Source organism: Streptomyces spectabilis, from assembly GCF_008704795.1.
Classification (GTDB): Bacteria; Actinomycetota; Actinomycetes; order Streptomycetales; family Streptomycetaceae; genus Streptomyces; species Streptomyces spectabilis.
Map to the genome: position 1 here is coordinate 8498931 of NZ_CP023690.1, position 14419 is coordinate 8513349.

Annotated in this window: 9 protein-coding genes and 1 pseudogene; 8 read left to right on the top strand and 2 right to left on the bottom strand. The window is 75.0% G+C overall.

All coding sequences use genetic code 11. From position 1 onward, the window contains the following. The first annotated feature begins 9 nt into the window (after positions 1 to 9). The 7 genes from CP982_RS36200 to CP982_RS36230 all read left to right on the top strand — a co-directional run bounded on the left by CP982_RS36200 (position 10) and on the right by CP982_RS36230 (position 9393). A complete protein-coding gene (locus tag CP982_RS36200; protein ID WP_150514332.1) occupies positions 10 to 810 on the top strand; it encodes a phytanoyl-CoA dioxygenase family protein in 801 nt (266 codons plus the stop codon). Between the two features lie 15 nt (positions 811 to 825). Beyond that, positions 826 to 1410, top strand: a complete 585-nt coding sequence (locus tag CP982_RS36205; protein WP_184925370.1) for a DUF6309 family protein — start codon at positions 826 to 828, stop codon at positions 1408 to 1410. Continuing rightward, on the top strand, positions 1407 to 5636 hold the full coding sequence (locus CP982_RS36210; RefSeq protein ID WP_150514333.1) for a non-ribosomal peptide synthetase: 4230 nt from the start codon (positions 1407 to 1409) through the stop codon (positions 5634 to 5636). The genes CP982_RS36205 and CP982_RS36210 overlap by 4 nt, the downstream gene beginning before the upstream one ends. Before the next feature lie 82 nt (positions 5637 to 5718). Next, the gene (locus tag CP982_RS36215) at positions 5719 to 6975 is read left to right on the top strand and encodes an aspartate aminotransferase family protein (protein WP_150514334.1); all 1257 of its coding nucleotides are present in this window, start codon (positions 5719 to 5721) and stop codon (positions 6973 to 6975) included. 57 nt (positions 6976 to 7032) lie between these two features. After that, the gene (locus CP982_RS36220) at positions 7033 to 7872 is read left to right on the top strand and encodes a TauD/TfdA family dioxygenase (protein ID WP_150514335.1); all 840 of its coding nucleotides are present in this window, start codon (positions 7033 to 7035) and stop codon (positions 7870 to 7872) included. After that, positions 7869 to 8624, top strand: coding sequence for an SDR family oxidoreductase (locus CP982_RS36225; protein WP_150515904.1), 756 nt, complete (start codon positions 7869 to 7871; stop codon positions 8622 to 8624). Before CP982_RS36220 ends, CP982_RS36225 begins: the two co-directional genes overlap by 4 nt. Before the next feature lie 4 nt (positions 8625 to 8628). Continuing rightward, a complete protein-coding gene (locus CP982_RS36230; protein ID WP_150514336.1) occupies positions 8629 to 9393 on the top strand; it encodes a methyltransferase domain-containing protein in 765 nt (254 codons plus the stop codon). A gap of 73 nt (positions 9394 to 9466) precedes the next feature. Here the strand turns inward: CP982_RS36230 and CP982_RS36235 are convergent, their stop codons facing one another. Continuing rightward, positions 9467 to 10063, bottom strand: a complete 597-nt coding sequence (locus tag CP982_RS36235; protein WP_150515905.1) for a hypothetical protein — start codon at positions 10061 to 10063, stop codon at positions 9467 to 9469. Between the two features lie 545 nt (positions 10064 to 10608). Between CP982_RS36235 and CP982_RS36240 the strand changes: the two are divergent. Beyond that, positions 10609 to 11448, top strand: a pseudogene (locus CP982_RS36240) (chitinase); the annotation flags it as partial. A 64-nt stretch (positions 11449 to 11512) separates the two neighbouring features. Here CP982_RS36240 and CP982_RS36245 read toward each other — a convergent pair. Continuing rightward, complete coding sequence (locus CP982_RS36245) at positions 11513 to 14401, bottom strand: ATP-binding protein (RefSeq protein ID WP_150514337.1); 2889 nt, start codon at positions 14399 to 14401, stop codon at positions 11513 to 11515. Positions 14402 to 14419: the final 18 nt, after the last annotated feature.

A 14419-nucleotide genomic window follows, 5' to 3' on the forward strand; every position in this document is an offset into this window, starting at 1 on the left:
GTGGGGTAGATGCCACTATTCTTCGAGGGCAGTGGGACGGTTTCGGCGCAGCGGGAGCACTTCACGGACCTGGGCTACCTGGTCCTGCCCGCCCTGCTGCCCGGATCGCTCCTCGACCGGCTCGTGCCCGAGGTGGACCGCTGGGTCGACGACGGGCTGCGGTCCCGCTCCATCGCCGCCTGCCTCGATCCGGGCCCCGACCACGATCCGCCGCCCGTCATGGAGCTGGAGTTGCCCGCCCATGGCGAACTCATCACCCACGAACCCCTGCTGCGGGTCATAGCGGACCTCATGGGCGCGCCCTTCGTCTTCCACCATCTGCACAGCGACCGGCACAATCCCGGCGTGCCCGGCAAGCCGTGGCACCACGACCACGAGCCCAACGACGCGGGCGACCCCGACCTGTCGATGGTGCACGCGCTGCACTACCTCGGCGGCCTCGACGGCACGGTCGGCAACCTCACCGTGGTGCCGGGCTCCCACCACCGGCCCTGGGCCAAGTCGGCGCTCGCCCACCTCGGCACCACCGAACTCCCGGGCGAGGTGGTCATCGACGAGCTGCCGCCCGGTTCGACCGTGGTCATCAACTCCGCGCTGCTGCACGCCCGCAGGCCCGCGCCGAGCCCGCCCGGCAGCCCGGCCCGCTACTTCGTCGACGCCTCGTACTGCCAGACCGGGGCGCGTTGGCGGCCGGTGAAGCCGTACTGGCGGCACATGCTCCGTACGGCCCGCACCCTCGATCTCGACGGCGGGCGCTGGCCGGAGCTGTTCGCGGAGCGGCACTTCACCGAGTACGCCAGGCACGCGTGAGAAAGGACCGCACGGATGCAGATCATCGGCCCCACCACCTTCGACGAGGTACGCGCCCTCTTCCACCGGGACCATCCCGTCACCCGCGCCCACGAGGTCAACACCAACGAGGACGCGGACAGCGCGCTGCGCCTGGCCGACGCGACCTTCGGCACCTGGGCCACGATCCGGCTGTCCCGCGCCGACGTCCGCTCGGTGCTCCTGCCCTGGCACCTGAGCTGCGGCGGCGGCCGCGAGCTCGTCCCGCGCACCGGCCTCACCGTCGGCCAGGCGGCGGACCTGCTGCGCGCGCACGAGGCGGAGTTCACGGCGGCCAACCCCGTCTGCACCGGCAAGATCGCCCGGTTCCGCACCGCCGCCTTCTCCTCCATCTACCTCACCACGCGGCCGATCCCGCACGACCACTACGCGGACCTCCCCACCGACGAAGGGCTTGTCCACCTCGACGGCCTGCACCGCCTGCTCGCCTGGGAGCTGGCGGGACGCCTGTCGCCCGGCGCGGAGCTGACCGCCCTCATCGCCGGTGACCTCACCCCGCTCGCCCCGACCGCCGCGAGCGACAGCACACCGAACGCCACCACCGGAGGTCCACGCCCATGACGCGAGCGATGCGTTCCCCCGCCTCGCTGCCCGACGCCACGCTGCCCGGCCTGCTCGTCCACCACGCCCTGACCCACCCGGACAGGACCGCCCTCAGCGACGGGACCCGCACCCTCGACCACCGGCAACTCGACACCGCGGCCGGGCACATCGCGGCCCGCCTCGCCGGACTCGGCACCGCGCGCGGCGACCGGGTCGCGCTGTTCGGCCCCCGGGACGCCCGCATGTGCGCGCTGCTGCACGGCGTCCTGCGCGCGGGCGCGGCCGCCGTCCTGGTCGACCCGGGGTGGAGCCCGCGCGACGTGCACCGGCGCCTGGACGCGGTCAAGGTGCGGCACGCCCTGACCACCGCGCGGGACCTGCGCGCGCCCGAGCCGTACCGCACCGAGGTCGTCGACGTCGACGCGCTCGCCGCGAGCGCGCCCGTCGCGCCCGACGGCACACAGGGCTGCGCGCCGGACGACCTCGCGTACCTGTCCTTCACCTCCGGATCCAGCGGGGAGCCGAAGGCCGTCGCGGTCACCCACGCCAACGCCGTGCACTACGCCCTCGCCCTGCGCGACCGGCTCGGCCTCACCGACGCCGACGCGCCCCGCGTCGCCCACGTCACCACCCTGGCCGCCGACCTCGGCCACACCTCCTGGCTGCTCGCCCTCGCGACCGCCGGTTCGGTGCACGTGGTGCCCGACGCGACCGCGCGGGACCCGGAGGCGTTCTGGGCGGACCTCGGCGCGGCCGGGGTCTCGGTGCTCAAGACGACGCCGTCGCACCTGACGGCCCTGCTCGCCGGGCGGCCGTCCGACGCACCCGCCCTGGACACCGTCCTGCTCGGCGGCGAGGCGCTGCCCCGGTCGCTCGCCGCGCGCCTGCTCGACGAGCGCATAGCCGCGCGCGTGGCCAACCACTACGGTCCGACCGAGACCACCGTCGGCGCCACCTGCTTCCTCGCCGCCACCGCGGCCGACCTGCCCGCGGACGAGCCCACCGTGCCCATCGGCACCGCCATCGGCGAGGTCGAACTGCGGCTCGTCCCCGACACGCGCGCGCCCGTGACGCCCGACCCCGACGCCGCGGAGGGCGAGCTGTACATCGGGGGACGCGGCGTGAGCGCCGGATACTTCGGGCGCCCCTACGAGACCGCGCGCCGCTTCATCGCGCACGCGGGACGGCGCATGTACCGCACCGGCGACGTGTGCCGCCGCCGAGCGGACGGCAACCTCGTCTTCGTCGGCCGCTCGGACCGCCAGGTCAAGGTCCGTGGCTTCCGCGTCGACCCCGCCGAGATCGAGCGGGCCATGGAGGAGTTCCCGGGCGTCGGCCAGGGCGCGGTGATCGTCCGCGAGACCCCGGCGGGCAGCCAACTCCTGGCCGCCGTACGCCTGACCGGCGGGCGCGACGAGGACGGCACGCTCGCCGCGCTCCGCTCCCACCTGCACGACCGGCTGCCCGGCTACTCCGTGCCGCAGCCCGTCCTCGCCCTGCCGGAGTTCCCCTTCGGCGCGAACGGGAAGCTCGACCGCGCCCGCCTGAGCGACATCGTGTCCGGCCTCATCGAGTCCCGGGCCCGGACCGCGCGGCCCGCGCCCGCCACCGCGGGGCGGCCCGCCGACCGCTCCGCCGCGTCGCTCGCGCACGCCCTGTGCGAGCTGTGGGCGGACGCCCTGGGCCTGCCCGTCGTCGACCCGCACGCGGACGTGCTGAGCCTGGGCGGGGACTCGATCCTCGCGATGCGCACCATCGCGTTCCTGCGCCGCCGCGGCCACCGCGTCGCGTTCGAGGACTTCTACGAGCACCCGACGCCCACCCGGCTCGCGGCGGTCGCCGCCTCGTCCCGGCGGAGCGCACAGCCGCGCGCCGAGACCCTGGCGGCCGAGCCGCGCCACCTGGCGCCCGCCCAGCGGTGGCTGTTCCGCCAGCCCGTCGACGAACCGCGGCACTGGAACCAGTCCGTGCTCCTTCGCTGCCGCGAGCGCGTGGACGCCGGAGCCCTTGCGCGGGCCGTCGAGGCCGTGCTGCACCGGCACACGGCGCTGCGCAGGCCGCTCGGTCCCGGCGGCCTCGGCCCGCTGCGGCCCGCGGGCGACCTGGACGCGGTGAGCCACTCACGGCTGCGGCCGGGCGATCCGCTGCCCGAGACGGTCGGGGCGCTCTGCACCGAGCTGCAGCGCAGCCTCGACCCGGAAGCCGGGCGCCTGCTGAGGGTGCACCGGTTCGCGGGCGGACCGGGCGTCGACGACCGGCTCGCGCTGATCGCCCACCACCTCGTCGTCGACGGCCTCTCCTGGCGCATCCTGCTCGACGACCTCGCCGCCGCCTACCGGGCCGCGCTCACGGGGCAGCGGGCAGACCTGGCGCCGACGGCCGACTTCTACGCCTGGGCCGCCACCACGCCCCGGACGGCCGCCGCGCACCCGGCGGTCGCGCCCCGGCTCCCGGTGGACGACGCCACGTCGAGCACCGAACCGGCGACCCTGGTGTGGAGCCTCGACGAGCGGGCGACCGGCCGTCTTCTGGAGCGCCACGGGGGCGCGCAGCGCCTGGAGGCGGTGCTGCTCGCGGCCTTCGCCGACGCCACCCTCGCCTGGAGCGGGCAGCGGAGCCTCGGCGTGGAGGTGGAGACCCACGGCCGCGGGACCGACGGCGACGACGGCCAGTACCTGGACACGGTGGGCTGGTTCACCGCCGTCAAGTGGCTGGCCGTCGACGCGGGCGGGACGGCCGAAGGGCCCGAGCGCACCGCCCGGGTCGAGGACCTCGTACGCGCGGCGCCCCAGCTGCCGATGGACGTCGAAGGGGCGCGCCCCGAGGCGGCGTTCAACTTCCTCGGCACCTTCCGGCTGCCCGACGAGCCCTGTCTGGACTGGTCGGTGGCGGACGAGCAGGCCGGGGCCGCCCGCTGCGCCACCGGGGACTCGCTCTACCGGCTCCGTCTGACCGCCCGGATCGTCGACGGGCGCCTGGTGACCGACCTGGTCTACGCCTGGCCGCGCCTGTCGCACGAGAGCGCGGAGCGGATCGTCGCCTCGTTCTCCCGCGCGGTGGCCGCCGCCGCGGACACCGAACCGGCCGACCACGCGCGGGCGGTGGTGTCCACCTCCGGCCAGCTGGTGCACACCGGCATCGCTCCCGCGCGCGGACACTGGACGGTCGTGCGCGAGCCGGTGCCCGTCCTGCTGACCGGGGCGACCGGCTATCTGGGCGGGCACGTGCTCACCGAACTGGCGGCGCGGGGCGCCCGCGTGACCTGCCTGGTCCGCGGCGACAACGATGCCGAGGCGGCCCGGCGGCTCGGCGGCGCCGACGTGATCGCCGGTGACATCACCGCGGACGGCCTCGGCCTGACCCCGGCCGGACTCGCCCGCGCCCGCACGGCCCGGGTCGTCGTGCACGCGGCCGCGGACGTCCGCCTCGTGGCCTCGCCCGCGGACCTCGAGCGGACCAACCACACCGCGGTGCGGCGGCTGCTCCACTGGATCGACGCCCACACCCCGGCGGCCCGCTTCCACCACGTCTCCACGCTGGCCGTCTCGGGCGAGGTGGAGGGGCCCGCGCGCCGCTTCAGCGAGGCCGACCTGCGCATCGGGCAGAGCTTCCGCACCCCGTACGAGAAGGTGAAGTTCCACGCGGAGGAGACCGTGCGGGCCTGGGCGGCATCCGGCCGTCAGGCCTACGTCCACCGCAGCGGCCACATCGCGGCGCACAGCAGGACCGGCGCGTTCCAGCGCAACGTCGCGGACAACCGGATCTACCAGACCGTGCGCGGCTACGTCCTGGCCGGGGCGGCGCCGCGCAGGCCGTCGACGACGTTCGAGTTCTCCCACGTGGACACGGTGGCGGCGGGAATCGCGGCGCTCGCGACCCAGCCGCACGCGGCGCCGGGCGTCTACCACGAGGAGTCGCCGCACACCGTCGCCCACGACGACCTGGTGGCGTGGATGGTCCGGCACGGCTATCCCATCCGGCTCACGGACGACGCCACGTTCGCCGCGGCGCTCGCCCGCGCGGAGCGGCACCATCCGACCATGGCCAGGCTCGCCTCGACCTGGTCCCAGCTCGGCGACCGCAACGTCGTCGTCGACAGCGCGTGGACCCAGTCCGTGCTCGACCGGCTCGGGGTGCGGTTCGCCGAGCCGACCGCGGAGTGGTGGTCGGCCGCGCTGACCTGGGCCGCCGACGCCGGGTTCCTGCCGCACCGGTCCCCGGTCCCGGCCGACCCGGCCCGCTGAACCGCCCCGCACCACGGCCCCCTGCGGGCCGCACCCTCATCCGGCCCGCCCGACGGGCCACCGAATCCTAGGAAGTGACGCGATGCCCCAGCTCTCCCCGGTGCTCCAGCAGGCCACGCCCGTGGTCGCCACCCGCGGCGAGGGGATGTACCTGTACGACGCCGACGACCGTCGCTACCTCGACTTCACCGCGGGCGTCGGCGTGACCAACACCGGCCACTGTCACCCCCGGGTGGTCGAGGCCGTGCGGCAGCAGGCGGGACAGCTCATCCACGGCCAGTACACGACCGTCATGCACGACCGGCTGCTCACGCTGACCGAGCGCCTGGGCGAGGTACTGCCCGCGGGCCTGGACGCGCTGTTCTACCTCAACTCCGGCAGCGAGGCGGTGGAGGCCGCGCTGCGGCTCGCCCGGCACGCCACCGGGCGGCAGAACGTGATCGTGCTCGACGGGTCCTTCCACGGGCGCACCATGGGCGCGGCGGCGATGAGCACCGCGGGCACCCGGTTCCGCGCCGGGAGCGGCCCGCTGATGCCCGGTGTCGCGGTGGCGCCGTTCCCGCACGCCTTCGCGCTCGGCCTCAGCGAGGAGGCGGCCGTCGCACACGCCCTGCGCGGCCTCGACCACGTCCTCGCCACCGTGAGCGCGCCCGAGGAAACCGCCGCGATCTTCGTCGAACCCGTCCTCGGCGAGGGCGGTTACGTGCCCGCGCCGCCCGGCTACCTCGCGGGGCTCAGGGAGCGCGCGGACCGGCACGGGATCCTGCTGGTCCTCGACGAGATCCAGACCGGCTTCGGCCGCACCGGGCGGTTCTGGGCCCACGAGCACTCCGCCGGTGTCGTCCCGGACATCCTCATCACCGCCAAGGGCCTGGCCAGCGGCTTCCCGCTGTCGGCGATCGCCGCGTCCGTCGAGCTCATGGGCCGGGCCCGCCCCGGCTCGCAGGGCGGGACCTACGGCGGCAACGCCGTGGCCTGTGCCGCGGCCCTCGCCACCCTCGACGTCATCCGCGACGAGGGCCTGGTGGCCAACGCCGCCGAGCAGGGCCGCCGCCTCGCGGACGGGCTGCGCAAGACCGCCGCCGGCGTCCCGGCCGTCGCCGATGTGCGCGGCACCGGCCTGATGCTGGCCAGCGAGTTCCGCGGCCCCGACGGCTCGCCCGACGCCGCCCTGGCCCGCGCCGTGCAGCAGGCCGCCGCCGAGCGGGGCCTGCTCTTGCTGACCTGCGGGGTGCACGGCAACGTCGTACGGATGATTCCGGCGCTCGTCGTCACCGCCGAGCAGATCGACGAGGCGCTGACCCTGTGGTCCGACGCCGTGGCCGCGGCCGTCCGGTGACGGCTCCGCACAGCGGAACCCCCTGCCCGTACGCCTCTCGAAAGGACTGAGGACGCCATGACCGGAACCACCATCGACGACATCGGCTGGACCAGCGACTACCTGGAGTCCGCGCGCGACGTGTGGTCGCTGTCGGTCTCCGACGACGACCGGCGGCTGCTGTGGCCGGACTCCCTCACCGGGCGCTGGGGTGCGGGCGAGGAGGCGTACACCACCGTGCGCTCGTTCATCGCCAACAGCCTGGACGCCGTGGGCTTCGTGAACGTGCGCAACGTCATCTCGCCGGACGCCTCCGACGACGACCTCATCACCAGTCTGTCCCGCGTCGTCGACGAGATCGGCGGGGCCATCCCGCAGAACGCGCAGGGCGACCTGTGGACCGTCCTGCGCGACCGCGACGGTGACGGCGCCACCGAACTCGGCTTCCACTGCGATACCTGCGACCTGCTCGTCCTGCTCTGTCTGCGGCCCGCGGCGGACGGTGGCGGCACCACCAAGCTGGCCAGCGCCCGGCACGTGTACGACATCATCGCGCGCGAACGCCCCGACGTGCTGGCCCTGTTGCAGGAGGAGTGGCGCTTCGACCGCAGCGGCCGCGCGGGCCAGCAGATCGTCGTCACCCCGATCCTGTTCACCCAGGACGACGGGACGATCGGCTGCTACTACCAGACCCGCACGGTCCGGGCGTCGGCGGAGCTCGACGCCCGGCGCCTGGAGGCCCTGGACTACCTGGACGAGGTGCTGTACCGCCCGGAGATCGCCTTCGGCCTCCAGCTCGGCGCGGGCGACCTGCTGATGATCCGCAACAGCCGTGTGCTGCACGGCCGTTCCCCGTACGTGGACGTCCCGGGTCCGCAGGCGCGACGGATCCTGCGCGCTTGGATGAACGAGCGATGAGCGGCCGGGGGAGGATCGGCGTCGTCACCGGCGGCGGCAGCGGCCTCGGCCGCGCCGCCGCGCTCGCCCTGCTCGACCAGGGCTGGTCGCTCGCGCTCGCCGGGCGGCGCAAGGAGACGCTGGAGGAGACCGCGGCCCTCTCGGGGGCCGGGGCGGACCGGGTGCTCGCGGTGCCCGCCGACATCAGCGACCCGGACCAGGTCGAGGCTCTGTTCCGCACCGTCGTGGACCACTTCGGCCGTCTCGACCTGCTGTTCAACAACGCGGGCGCGGTGGTGCCCCGCAGGCCGGTCGGGGAGGTGACCGTCGACGACTGGAACCAGATCATGGCCACCACGGTCACCGGCACGTTCCTCTGCTCCCAGGAGGCGTTCCGCGTGATGCGCGACCAGTCGCCGCAGGGCGGCCGCATCATCAACAACGGCGCGCCGTCCGCCTACGCGCCGCGCCCCCACGCCATCGCCTACACCACGGCCAAGCACGCGGTGCTCGGCATCACCCGGGGCCTGTCCCTGGACGGCCGCCCCTACCGCATCGCCTGCGGGCAGATCGACGTGGGCAACGTGACGCCGGTGGACGGAAGCCCGCAGCCGCCCTCCATGCAGGGCGACGGCACGATGGCCGTGGAGGCGACCATCCCGGTGGAGCGCTTCACCGAAGCCCTGGTGCTGATGGCGTCGATGCCGCTCGACACCAACGTGCAGTCCCTGACGGTGCTGCCCACGACGATGCCGTACATCGGCAGGGGGTGACGCGATGCTGGTCAGTGCCCGCTCCTTCGACGAGTACCGCGCGATGTTCGCGCTCACGGACGACGACCTCCGGCTGCGCGTCCTCGACTGCCCCGGCGGCGCCGCGAGCTTCGTCGCCGAGGCCGGGGCGCGGGGCACCGACGCGGTCGCCGTCGACCCGCAGTACGGTTCCGGCCGGGAGCAGCTCGGCACGCTCGCGCTGCGCGAGATCGAGCACAAGCACGCGTACGTGGCCGACAACGCGGAGCGCTTCGTGTGGGACTGGTTCGGCGGCCCCGAGCGCTACACCCGGCTGCGGGCCGCCTCGGTGCGCGCCTTCACCGCCGACCTGGCGGCCCGCCCCGACCGGTACGTCGCGGGAGCGCTGCCGCACCTGCCCTTCGCGGACCGCTCCTTCGACCTCGTGCTCAGCTCGCACCTGCTGTTCTCCTACGGGGCGCAGCTGAGCGAGGAGTTCCATCTGAGCGCGCTCCTGGAGCTGGTGCGGGTGGCGCGCCGCGAAGTGCGGCTCTTCCCGGTGGTCCTGCACACCAGCGACCGCCGGTACGCGGCCCTCGACCGGCTGCGCGCCGCGCTCGACGCCCTGGGCGTGCCGTCCCGGCTGCACCGGGTCGACTACGCGTTCCAGCCGGGCGGCGACGAGGCGCTCGTCCTCGACGTCGCCGACCGCGGCCCGCTGCCCGCCGAGAGGCCCGGCGCGGGCGCCCACGACCCGGTGCGCTGGCGGCACCTGGGGCCGGGGGAGCCCGTCGCTGATCCCGTACGTTGAAGGGGCCGGTGGCGAGGTCGCCGCCACCGGCCCGATCAAGGGGAAGGAACCACGAGGGCTCGTCGCGCTCACCTCAGTCGATGCGGACCGGGTTCTTCGTGCCGGGCCCGAAGCCGCACATCGACGGCGCCATCACGTGCTGCGCGCTGCTCCAGCCCGCGCACTGGTAGCCGGAGTGGCCGTACCAGTCGTGGCCGAACTCGTGCGCGGCCAGCAGTGCCTGGTCCCGGACACCGCCCATGTAGAGCGCGATGCGCTGCCCGCGCCCCCAGTTGCAGCCGACGATCCTGCCGCCTCCGCCGCAGTCGGTGATGTAGGTGTTGCGGCACTCCACCGGGGTGTCGCGGTTGGTGGTCTCGTCCAGGTTCGCCCAGGCGGCCGCGCCCTGCCTGATGGTCGCGGCGTACTGCTGGCACGAGGCCGTGAGGCGGTAGCTGCGGTCGGAGGGCACCGGCCAGCCGCCCGGAGGGGGCTGGAAGGACCGGGGGCCCGCCGCCGCGAGCGCCGCCAGCTCGTCGGCCGTGATGCCGTGGCCCTCCGCCGCCGCGTCCGTCGCGGCGGCGGGCCGCCCTTGGGGGGAGGGCGCGGCCTGGGCCCCGGAGCCGAGAAGTCCGATGGCCACCGTCACCACGGCCGCGACGACGGATCTCAGGAGCAGGTTCCTTCGCATGGTTCTCCTCCTGGTGTGGGGGGCGTGCGTTGTGGGGGGAGGCGTTCTGTGTGGAGGTGTTCTGTGTGGAGGTGTTCTCTGTGTGGGGGGTGGCACGTTGAGCGTGTGTGGGGGAGCGCACCGACGAGGGTGCGCCGACCGCCGCGCCCTTTGGTCTGGGCCAACGGCGTTGTGCAGTCCTAGAGTTCGCGGAAGTCCAGGTGAGAACAATCCGGGTATCGGTAGGTAGGGCTACGCAGAAATCCGGGCGCGCCATGTGGTCCAGACCTATTGACCGGATTGGTACATGCCAATAGCCTCCGAGCGAGCCGGTGCGGTGCCGCGGCCGACGGGCTCATGAGCGACGGGCGGCAGTGTCCGGACGAGCCGTCCGCACCACCCATCCGGAACCGACACTCGAGGGAGTCCCCTTGAGATCCCCCACGCGCAGACGCCTTCCACGACGGGTCACGACGGCGCTCGTCAGCCTGGTCGTCCCGTTCGCCGCCCTGGCCGCCCCGGCGCGGGCGGCCGACGCCCCCGCGGCCCCCGCGGGCGAAGGGCGCGCGCCCGGCTTCGTCCAGGCCGCGCCCTACCTCTACCTGGGCTGGGGCAACCCGCCCAGCGCCACCGACGTGATGCGGGCCACCGGCATCAAGTGGTACACGATGGCCTTCATCCTCGCCCGGAACGGCTGCAACCCCGCCTGGGACAGCCAGCGCCCCCTCACCGGCGGCGTGGACGAGACCACCATCAAGTCGATCCGCGCGGCCGGCGGGGACATCGTCCCCTCCATCGGCGGCTGGAGCGGCAACAAGCTCGGCCCCAACTGCTCGACGCCGCAGGCCCTCGCGGGCGCGTACCAGAAGGTCATCGACGCCTACCGGCTCAAGGCGGTCGACGTCGACATCGAGAACACCGATGAATTCGAGAGCCCGGCCGTCCAGGACCGGATCCTCGGCGCCCTGAAGATCGTCAAGCAGAACAACCCGGGCCTGCGGACGATTCTCACCTTCCCCACGCTCAACACCGGGCCCAACTCCTGGGGGAACCGCCTCATCGAGCGGTCCAAGGCCCTCCAGGCGGACATCGACAACTTCACGATCATGCCGTTCAACTTCGGCGGCCACGCCGACATGTACGGCAACACCGTCAAGGCCACCGAGGGCCTCAAGACCAAGCTCAAGTCCGTGTACGGATGGTCCGACGCGGAGGCCTACGCCCACATCGGCATCTCGGGCATGAACGGCAACAGCGACGTGGGCGAGGTGACCACGCCCCAGATCTGGACCCAGATCCGCGACTGGTCCAACGCCCACCACATCGGCCGCCTGTCCTTCTGGGCGGTCAACCGCGACCGTCCTTCCTGGCAGTTCACCTCCATCACCGCGGGCTTCACCGGCTGACCACCGGCCTGCCCCGACGGCGCGTCGGCTCTCCCGGACCGGTCCGGGAGAGCCGACGCGCCCGTCAGGGCGCGATCACGCGCCCTTGCGCCCGGACCTCGGCCCGTGACCTGACGCGGAGCTTGCGCAGCACCTTGGCCACGTGCTGCTCGACGGTGCGCGGCGAGAGGAACAGCACGTCGGCGATCTCCCGGTTGGTGTGCCCGAGCGCGACGAGCCGGGCGACGTCGCGCTCCCGGGGCGAGAGCTGGTCGCCGTAGCCGCGGCGCCCGCGCCGGGACGGCAGCGGGACGTTGTGGCCGCGCAGCACCCGGCGGCAGCGGGCCGCGTCGCGGGTGGCGCCGAGGTCGGTGAACCGCTCCGCCACCGCCGCCAGTTGGTCCGCCGCGCCCCGGTCGCCCGCGGTGAGACGGCAGCGCGCGGCCGCCTCGCCCGCGCGGGCGGCCGCGTAGGGCAGCGGCAGGACGGCGTACGCGGTGCGGGCCGTGTCGAAGACCGCGGCGGCCTCCTCGTGGCGCCCGCGGCCGACGGCCAGGACGCCGTGACAGGCCACGAGCGCGGCGGCCGCCAGGGGCGCGTCCCGGCCCGCGATGCCGTCGGCCAGTTCGGCGGTGACGCGCTCCGCGTCCGGCAGCCGGCCGCCGCGCACCAGCGTGGTCACCGCCATCGGCGCCAGGTCGCCCGCCCAGGACCAGATGCCCTTGCGGCGGACCCTGGCGAGGCCGCGCTCGGCCTCGATCCGCGCCTCGGCGCCGTCGCCGCGGGCCGCCAGGAGGCGGGCCATCGCACCGGAAGCCGTGGCGAGGACCGGCGCCGGGGCGTTGTGCGGGGCGGCGAGCCCCGCGGCCCGCAGCTCGGCCGCGGCCTCGTCCCACTCGCCGCGCGCGGCGGCGAGCAGCCCGAGGACGAGGTGGGCGTCGGCCGCGATGCCCGAGACGCCCGGCATGGTGTCCAGGACGTGCCGGGCCCGTTCGTCGAGCCCCTGCCAGCGGCCCTCGTACCAGTCCAGGCGCAGCGCGGTGCCCTCCACGATGCCCGACAGGAACGCGGCGCCGCACTCGGCCGCGAGCCGCCGCCCCAGCCTGCGGAAGCGATGGGCCGCGCGGAAGTGCCCCAGACAGGTCGCGGCGTCGGCGAAGTTGCCGCAGGCGCGGGCCACTTGGCGGCGGTCGCCGCCGGGCCCCGCGGCGTCGACGAGGAGCTCCGCCTGCTCCCAGACCGCCGGGTCGCCCACGTACATGGCGAGCGCCAGGTGGTTGGCGCGCACGGCGGTGCACACCGAAGGGCCGGGCTCACGGGCCGCGAGGCGCTCGGCCTGCTCGATCCAGCGCTCGTAGACGGGGTAGGGGTGGTCGCCCCAGGCGGGCATCGCCAGGGCGGCCATGCCGCGGGCCGCGAGGGCGGGACGGCGGCGCAACTCCCTGATCGCCCACTCGGTGTTGATCCGGCCCTCCTCGTGCCGCCCGGCCTGGTTGTAGAGCAAAAGCCCCAGATGGAGCCGGATCTCGCCGCGCAGGCCCTCGGGCAGGTGCTGGTCGCGCACGATGCGGCAGAGCAGCGCCGTCGCCTTGCGGTGGGTCAGGCCGACCACCGCGTCCCGGCTGAGGTCGACGGCGATGCGCCCGCACGCCGTCCGGCCCAGGCGGCCGTCGGAGAGCAGCTCCTCCAGGAGCTCCACGGCGAGGGCCAGATCGCCCGTCTCGCGCGCCGATGCCGCGGCCGCCTCGCCGTACCGCTGCCAGCGCGCGAGCTCCCCGGCCCGGCGGGCGTGGTACGCGAGCTGGACCAGGGGCTGCGGGTCAAGCGCCGCCAGGGCGCCCATCGCCTGCCGGTGCAGGCGGTGCCGGTCGGGCCCCGGCAGGCTCGCGTAGACGGCCTGCTGGGCGAGGGCGTGCCGGAGCGCGTACTGGTCGTCGCCCCACTCGTACAGCACACCTGCGAGCAGCGCTTCGCGCACGCCCGCCGAGTCCCCGGCGGCGGCGGGCCGCCCGGCCGTGCCGCGCGTCACGTTCGCGATCAGCGCCTCGCCCGCGGGGACGCGCAGCACGCAGGCGGCGTGCACGGCCGCCGTGGCCCCGGGGGAGAGCACGCTCATGCGGTCGGCGATCGCCTCCTGGAGCGGCGTGGGCACCGTCATCCCGTCCAGCGCCTCACGGCCCGCGCGCGGCGCGCGGCGTACGGTCTCCGGCAGCGCGCGGACGACCTCCTCCACCACGAACGGGATGCCCGCGGTCCGCCGGTGCAGCTCGGCGGCCAGGGCCGCGGAGGTCTCCGGCGTTCCGGTGAGGGCGGCGCACATGGCGCGCACGGCGGGCACGTCCAGGGGGCGCAGCGGGATCACCACCGCGGTGGTGCCCGGTGGTCGGTGGTACGCCCGCCCCAACGGCAGCCGGGCGCCCGGCAGTTCCTCGCGGCGGTAGCTGAGGACCACCGCGAGGGCGTCCGGCGGGTCGTCCACCAGGAACCGCAGCAGGTCCCGGGTGGCGTCGTCGGCCCAGTGCAGGTCCTCCACGACGAGGACGGCCGGGCCGAGTGCGTCGAGCAGCGCCCGTACGGCGCGGAAGAGGCGGTGCCGCCGGACCCGCGGATCGCCGAGCGGCTCGGGAGCGGGCGGCAGCCGCCCGGCGAGTTCGGGCAGATACGGGCGCAGCGCGCCGCAGACCGGGCTGAGCGCGGCGGGCAGCCCGTCCGTCAGGCGGCGCAGCAGGTCGAAGACCGGCCCGTACGGGAAGGGCTCGCGCAGCGGGCGGCAACTGCCCACCAGGACGCGGCGACCGCGCCCGCCGCGGCGGCGCAGGGCCTCGCGGATCAGCCGGGTCTTGCCGATCCCGGCCTCCCCCTCGACCAGGGCCACCGACGGCGGGTGCGCCAGCGCGTCCGCCAAGGCGCGCAACTCCGCCGTCCGGCCGACCAGTACGGGCGCTTCCGGGGTGCGCGGAAGGGAGGCGGTCATGGGGGGACTCCGGCCTGT